A 6855-nucleotide genomic window follows, 5' to 3' on the forward strand; every position below is an offset into this window, starting at 1 on the left:
GGTCAGGATGGCCCATCGGCTGGGGACGAAAGAGGGTCGAGTACTGTATGGACTCCGCAAGCAGACGGTGGAGCCGGTGTTCGGGATCATCAAACGCGTGATGGGCTGGAGCCAGATGAGCATGCGCGGGCTGGACAAGGCGCGCGGCGAATGGTCGCTGGTGACGATGGCCTGGAATATCAAGCGGCTGCATGTGCTGCGGGCGGCATAAAGAGGGAGGCAGATGCCCCCCACGACCCCGACAACTTGGCCTTGCAACGGGCCTTGGGCGACTCGCGGGGCGCTCAAGCCCCTCGAGGAAGGCAACTCCGCCTCGCGCCGTAGCAATCGACGCCGCGCGGTCAAACGAACAGATCCCCGCGGCTCAAGTCCGACGGGCTCCTAGCCAGGCCAGAACCCCGCACGACACTATCGAGAGAGAACTGGAGGGTCGAGACAAACTTCCGGTATTGGCCGTGAGTACCAGTTCACGGCCGAGCCTGGCAGCTGACGGCCTCATCGATCCGTTGGCCAAGGACTGCTGTCGGCGGGGTTGGCGAAAAGGCAGTACCAGTCTCTCTGAGACATTGCGCCGATTGTGTCGTCGTGCATGGATTGGGCCCGATAAGCGCGCGTTATGGCGTCATGGTGCCCTATCGCATGATGGACCGCGGCACAACTCGCGGTGTCATCTTCTTGCGATAAGCCCCTCTTTTCGGCGCCAGTCCGATGTGCCTCAAGCGTCTCATGCAGAGTGTCAGTTGACGCATAAACAGAACCGAGGCGCGTCGCGGCGAGCGCACGTGCGAACGAGTCGCGCGACAAGGGGCAGGCGCAGTGAGCTGTCGGGTCATTGCTTGCGGCGGCGCCATGCCATTCATTTGCATTACAATTTCTCCTCGCCCGCTGTTTGGAGCCGTTGATGACCACTGCCAATGCCTTGGTGCAAACCCGCATCGCCGCAAATGTTCGGGACCGCGCCGTCGAAGTCCTCGACGGATTGGGCCTGACGGTTTCGGACGTCGTTCGGATCGTGCTGACGCGCGTTGCCAATGAAGGTGCGMTTCCTGTCGGCCTGGTCGCCGACACGGATGCTCATGACGCTTGGTTTCGGGCCAAGGTGCAGGAAGCTTTAAACGATCCGCGTACTCCCATTCCGCACGATGAAGTGGAAGCCCGTTTCGCAAATCGTCGCGCCGCGGCGCTGCGCAGGAGTGCCAAGGGTGGCGCGTGAGAATTGAATGGTCGCCTGTGGCGCTCGACGACCGGGATTTTCGACTACTACGACATTGAGCAGGACAGCCCGCGCGCGGCAATCGCGATAGACGAACGCATCGCGCGGCAGATCGAAGTGCTGATCGATCACCCGGAGTTCGGGCGCCCCGGTCGCGTCGACGACACACGAGAACTGGTCATCAGTAAAACGCCCTACGTCGGCGCCTATCGCATCATCGGGGACGCGATCCGAATCCTGCGTGTGTTGCACGGCAAGCAGCTGTGGCCAGACGACATTCAAGAGTAGGTCTGCTTCGCTGCTCGTAGCTGCGCAGCCACCGTCCTCCTGATCGAGTCGACATTGGGATTCGTCTCTGCAGGCGATAGGCCGGCAAGAGAGGCTCGTCGTGCATCAGATGCACGACTGCTCCAGCACGAGCATCAAAGCGTCTGAGCGCTGGGCGGTGCCCCCGCGCGCCGACTTCCAGTGAATATCTTGCAATACGTTTTTATTGCAAGGAAAGCCGGTATGGATCTGAAAAGTTCGAGCGACAACATCCACCCGATCCGCGGCGGCCGCGGCATCCAGGAGGCCCAGGTCTGGCAAGCCGCCGACGCGCTGCTGCACGAGGGCCTGCGGCCGACCATCGAGCGCGTGCGCCAGAAGATCGGCAGCGGCTCGCCCAACACCGTGAGCCCCATGCTCGAGCGATGGTTCGCCACGCTCGGCAAGCGCCTGGACGGCCATGGCGCCAACCTGGCCGACGGCGAGGCCCACCAGCTCCCCCTGGCCATCGTTCAGGCCGCCAAGCTGTTCTGGGACACCGCGCGTCGCGAGGCCGACCAGGTGCAGGTCCAGAAATCCGAAGCCGCCCGGCGCGAGCTCGAGCTGCAGCGCGAGGCTCTGGTTCAGAAGGAATCGGAACTGACCCAGCGCGAAGCCTCCTTCGAGCAGGCCCGCGTCGCTCTCGACGAGGCGCTGGCGTCCTCGCGCCAGGCGGTCGCGGCGATCGAGGCCCAGATGCACACACAGCAGCAGGAATCKGCTCGSCTKCTSRGTGAYTCSGAAGCCGAAGTGCGGCGCCTGCGCAAGGCKCTCGATGAGGCCGTGGCCAGCAAGGAAGCCCTGCGCGAGACGGCAGCAATGGAACTCGGCGCGACGCAACGTGACGCAAAGGAAGCCGAGCAGCGCCACGTCGCCCATGAGCGCCGCCTCCTGGCGGATGTGGATCGCGAGCGGGTGGCCGGGCGCCAGGCTGCCGCAGATCTTTCGAAGGAGCAGAAGGCCCGGGCGGCAGATCACGAGGCAGCACGCACCGCGCAGGCGGCGGCAGAGCAGGCGCTACAGGCCGAGAATGCCGCGCACCGCGAGGCGGCGGCCGCCTGGTCGCGCGCGGAACAGGAGATGCGAGTAGAGCTTGCGACCCTCCGTGAGCGCGCCGCCGGGGCAGAGCAGCGCGCTGCGGATCTGGGCGACCGGCTGCGGCGCCAGGAAGAGCAGGCCGAGCGCGAGATCGCCCGGTTGCGCGAAGAGCAGGCGACGACGGTGACAGCGCTGCGACGGCTCGAGGCAGGCCTGGCGGAGAAACGGAGAGAGGCTGATGGGAAGCCGCAGGGCGCGCGGGCAGCGCGGGGCAAGAAGCCATCCGAGTGAAACCGGACAAGCCGACGATGGGATCCCTTGGTTTGCCTCCGCGCGGAGCACGCGCGGCGATGAGCGAGGATCCATCGCGGGTTCGAAAGGGCTCACGCCGGCGCCTGCCTTCTGCCCCAAGCCCAGACATGCGCTTCGCTCGCCATGCACGTCATGGCCTCTATTCGCTGATCGAAGACCTATTGGACCGAGCGATGAAATATCGCCGCCTGACGGGCCACACATCTGCCGCCCGCTGCCCCGATCCCGCGGCATGTCGACCGTCGTCTCGACAGAGTCGGTGCTGGGCAACCGTTGACCGTCTTGCTCGATCCAGCGGCGCAACAGATTCGCATTGATGCCATTGGCCAAAGCCACCGAGGCGATCGACACGCCGGGCCGAGAGCAGGCGGCGACCAGGTTCGCCTTGAACTCATCAGTGTGACGGCGCCTGCGACGCCGAACTCCCTTCACCGTCGTCTCGATAGTGTTCACGTGTCCGCCAAGACATAGTGGAGTAGTGAACACGATGCTCCTAGGCCCGACAGCGGGAATCAAGACGGGTTGGCCGGACGCTTACACCCCCTGCACCGCAGCCACGAAGCTAGATGGCTTGCCGAAGTCCTTCGGGCCTCCGTTGATCGAAGTCGTCGCTGCGCCACAGCGTGATCCAAGGATTTGCCCACGCTCCGGCTGAGGCCAGCGCAACTCGCGCGTGCTGCGATAGCTTGGATTCAATGGACGCGTCCATTTCATCGGCTGTGCGCAACCGCGTATCGGTCGGGGGTTGTGCGTAGACTTTCGCCACCGAGGCATCACTGAGAAGGCTTCTCGTATGACCAGTATGCGCTTTTCTCGGCATTCATCACGAGGCGGTGAGAATGTCGAGGGATTCGTGAATCAACTTCTCCAGTTCGGCCATTCGCCGGGGACCGAGCTTCTCTTCTATCGATCGCTGCGCAGTGAATAGCCGTTGCTGCGCCTTCGACTGCTTGGCATGCCCCGCATGGGTGATGCGGGTGCTGCGGCTGCGAGCGTCGCTGCCAGGGCCCACCTCGATCCACCCTGCGGCCAATAGCGGCTTCATGTTGCGTGTCAGCGTCGATGGATCTATCGACAGAGCACGTGCTAGTTCACCAGGGCACACCGGCTGCAACCGAATAACTTCAGAAAGCAGCCCGAGTTGCGTGGCCTTCAGGCCTACTTTGGCAAGCTCATCGTCGAAGTGAGCTGCCACAAAGCGCTCCATCCGGCGCAGCTTGGAGTGCGCGTCTTCGACGGCACGAGCGCTCACGGATTTCACGCGCCTTCGGCATGGTCAAGGGTGCCGCTACGCCATTGATTGCCGCTCGGCGGAAGACTGGCTCGCGTCGTAACCGCGGGTTTCGGGTCAGTCGTTCCGCGCGTGCTCAGGCCTTGGGCCCGGAGAACTCCGTCGCGGGTCTCGGCACGAGCGATCGAGATGCTCAGCGCCATGAAGACTGCGGCGGTCACGATGTAGTCGATGTGCTGCGGTTTCATCTCTGCTCCATAGAACCATTGACCTGCCTGTCGAGGTTGCGAGCAATGGCAGACCACGCACGCGCCAGGGATTTCGGGATCGAGATCAAGAGACTCCCCCCTCCAAATCATTCTTAGGGACGCAGCTACGACCTTCGTGCGCGCAATTCGCAACGCTACGTTCACGGAGACGAAACCTCGATAGCGCGTGCGACATCCAGGCTCCTCCACGACTCCACGAATTGAACCCTGTTGCACGAAAATTTGATCTGCAAGGCAAACAGCTCGAGCTAATTCATTGTTGTGGTATCAGAAGAGCGAGGCACGCGATCAAAGTGCCCTGCCCCTGCGCGTCCGGGAGATCGCGATGGACTGTCCAAAACTCGGCGCAGCTCCGTCTCACAGGGCGGGAGGCCCACGGAAATCCGCGCCACGTTGCGCCGATCGCAGGCCAATTTGAAGCCCGCATGTCGTCAGCGGCACGCTCGTTCATGCGGATTGGGCTCCCGGCTGCTGCACCGCATAAGGTTTCGACGACGGAAACGTGGCGTGTCTCGATCGCGTGATCGTCGACCTCGCATTCGGCGCAAGACTTGAATAGCAGGCACTCGCGATGAGCACCGCAGGAAGCTTGCTCCAACCCCTTACTCTGGAACTTCCATGAAACTCACGAAAGCAATGAAGAGCGCATCCGTCACGGTCCTGCCCTTTCTGGTCGCTGCAGGCGCCCACGCAGAGGCGTACGACGGTGTTCACAACGCAGTCTCCTCCAAGACGCGCGAGGAGGTGAATGTCGAAGCAGTGCGCACTGCCACGGCTCCGAACCAGAACGTGGTCAGAGGCTCTCGCGTTGCCGAAACCCTGGCCGAATCGAAGGCACGTTCGCTCGTTGAAGCCGAAGCAATTCACCACAACCTGAGGCCCGACCAGAATGTCGCCACGGGCTCCCGCTTCAACAGCAAGGTCATCTCGACGCTGCCGCACCCCAACGACCTGCGCGCGAAAGCCAATTGAGCAACCCCTGCCCCCTTGCTCACGCCCTGCGTGAGGCAGCCACAATCCGGTGGCAGAAGGGCGACAAGCCGCGGGTCACCACATTGGACGCCAGTTGCTGGTCGAAACCTGATGACAATTTCCCAGAACGCCGGCGCCGCCGACGCCTCTGAGTCGGCCGTTGCGGTCGCTCGGTTCACATCCGACCCGATGGGGCGAAACCCCCTGCTGCACGCGCCGTTGTTGCCGCTGCTGATTCGGCTCGCACTGCCCACTGTGACCGTGCTTTTCATGCAGACGGTATTGAGCGTGGCCGAAACCTACTTCGTGAGCGGGCTGGGTGTCGACGCGATCGCAGCGGCCTCGCTGGTGGTGCCTGTGATGCTGCTGATGACCATGGTCTCCCACGGCGGCGTCGGCGGCGGGGTCTCCTCCGCAGTCGCGCGCGCGCTCGGCGCCAGCCGGCAAGACGAGGCCGAAAGCCTCGTATGGCACAGCGTCGTGATCGCGATCGTCGCGGGCGGGCTCTTCACCGTGGCTGTGTTCGCCGCGGGTCCGATGCTCTATCGCGGATTGGGCGGCACCGGCGCGTCCTTGCAGCAAGCGCTCCAGTACTCGAACATTCTCTTCGGCGGCGCAATCGTTTTCTGGGTTTCGAGCTTGCTGCAATCGGCGTTGCGGGGCGCGGGCAACGTCAGGACGCCCGCACTGATCATGCTCGGCAGCGTTGGAGCCGGACTCCTCATTTCCCCAATCCTGATTCTGGGCGGACTGGGGCTTCCGAGAATGGGCGTGGCCGGTGCGGGCGTCGCACAGGTGCTGTGCACCGCGGGCTCGCTGGCGGCGATCTTTTTCTATATGCGTTCGGTGGGCTCGAAACTTCGACTTCGCCGGCACCCGCTGCGGCGTGACCATTTCAGTGCCATCCTTGGCGTGGGCTTGCTCTCAACCCTTAACGCCGCGATGTCGACGCTTTCGATCGGCGCGATCACTGCCGCTGCGGGGACCCTTAGCGTGGCAACGATCGCGGGCTACGGCATCGCGTCCCGGCTCGAAATGCTGCTGGTGCCCGTGATGTTCGGCTTCGGTACCGCCGCCATCACCGTCGTCGGAACATGCATCGGCGCCGACGACATCCCGCGTGCCCGGCGCGCTGCACTGGTGAACGCACTGTTCGTCGGTGGCCTGCTCGAAGTGCTGGGCCGCAGCGTGGCATTCATGCCCAGCCTGTGGATGTCTCACTTCACGAACGACCCTGACGTATTGGCCGTCGGTAGCCACTATCTGCGGGTGATGGGCCCGGCTTTCGGCTTCATCGCCATCGCGATGGCGTTGTACTTCGCAGGGCAAGGTGCTCGGCGCGTCGGCTGGCCGCTCGCTGCGGGTAGCTTGCGCTTCCTGTGCGCGCTGTCCGGCGCGGCACTGGTGTTCGCCGGGAAGCTCAGTCTTGAGTCCACCTTCCTGCTGGTGGCCGCGGGCGCCGTGGTCGGTTGCGCGGTAACGGCGTGGGGCTTCGCTCGGGTGAGGTGGGGTAT

At 63.8% G+C, this 6855-nt stretch carries 8 protein-coding genes and 1 pseudogene; 6 read left to right on the top strand and 3 right to left on the bottom strand.

From position 1 onward, the window contains the following. From AC1DY5_RS36260 to AC1DY5_RS36275, 4 genes are all read left to right on the top strand, one after another. Positions 1-211, top strand: a 211-nt coding sequence (locus AC1DY5_RS36260) for a transposase (RefSeq protein ID WP_478119320.1), incomplete at its 5' end; no start/stop codon positions are given. A 690-nt stretch (positions 212-901) separates the two neighbouring features. Beyond that, positions 902-1213, top strand: coding sequence for a type II toxin-antitoxin system RelB family antitoxin (gene relB / locus AC1DY5_RS36265; protein WP_478119321.1), 312 nt, complete (start codon positions 902-904; stop codon positions 1211-1213). A gap of 3 nt (positions 1214-1216) precedes the next feature. Further along, complete coding sequence (locus AC1DY5_RS36270; RefSeq protein WP_478119322.1) at positions 1217-1501, top strand: type II toxin-antitoxin system RelE/ParE family toxin; 285 nt, start codon at positions 1217-1219, stop codon at positions 1499-1501. A gap of 222 nt (positions 1502-1723) precedes the next feature. Further along, positions 1724-2848 carry a DNA-binding protein gene (locus tag AC1DY5_RS36275; protein WP_478119323.1) on the top strand — a complete coding sequence of 375 codons (1125 nt, stop codon included), beginning with the start codon at positions 1724-1726 and terminating at the stop codon, positions 2846-2848. A gap of 285 nt (positions 2849-3133) precedes the next feature. Here the strand turns inward: AC1DY5_RS36275 and AC1DY5_RS36280 are convergent. From AC1DY5_RS36280 to AC1DY5_RS36290, 3 genes and pseudogenes are all read right to left on the bottom strand, one after another. Then, a pseudogene (locus tag AC1DY5_RS36280) lies at positions 3134-3355 on the bottom strand (transposase); the annotation flags it as partial. Between the two features lie 337 nt (positions 3356-3692). After that, on the bottom strand, positions 3693-4121 hold the full coding sequence (locus tag AC1DY5_RS36285) for a MarR family winged helix-turn-helix transcriptional regulator (protein ID WP_478119324.1): 429 nt from the start codon (positions 4119-4121) through the stop codon (positions 3693-3695). A gap of 5 nt (positions 4122-4126) precedes the next feature. Beyond that, a complete protein-coding gene (locus AC1DY5_RS36290) occupies positions 4127-4348 on the bottom strand; it encodes a hypothetical protein (protein ID WP_478119325.1) in 222 nt (73 codons plus the stop codon). 657 nt (positions 4349-5005) lie between these two features. Between AC1DY5_RS36290 and AC1DY5_RS36295 the strand changes: the two genes are divergently transcribed. After that, the gene (locus AC1DY5_RS36295) at positions 5006-5341 is read left to right on the top strand and encodes a DUF4148 domain-containing protein (protein WP_478119326.1); all 336 of its coding nucleotides are present in this window, start codon (positions 5006-5008) and stop codon (positions 5339-5341) included. Between the two features lie 270 nt (positions 5342-5611). Beyond that, on the top strand, positions 5612-6855 hold a 1244-nt coding region (locus AC1DY5_RS36300), incomplete at its 3' end, for an MATE family efflux transporter (protein ID WP_478119327.1).

The organism is Variovorax sp. P4_D9, assembly GCF_056401695.1.

Bases quoted from the DNA above. Each gene is read 5' to 3' on its own strand.
- AC1DY5_RS36295 (WP_478119326.1), top strand. From the start codon at position 5,006: ATGAAGAGCGCATCCGTCACGGTCCTGCCCTTTCTGGTCGCTGCAGGC.
- AC1DY5_RS36290 (WP_478119325.1), bottom strand. From the start codon at position 4,348: ATGAAACCGCAGCACATCGACTACATCGTGACCGCCGCAGTCTTCATG.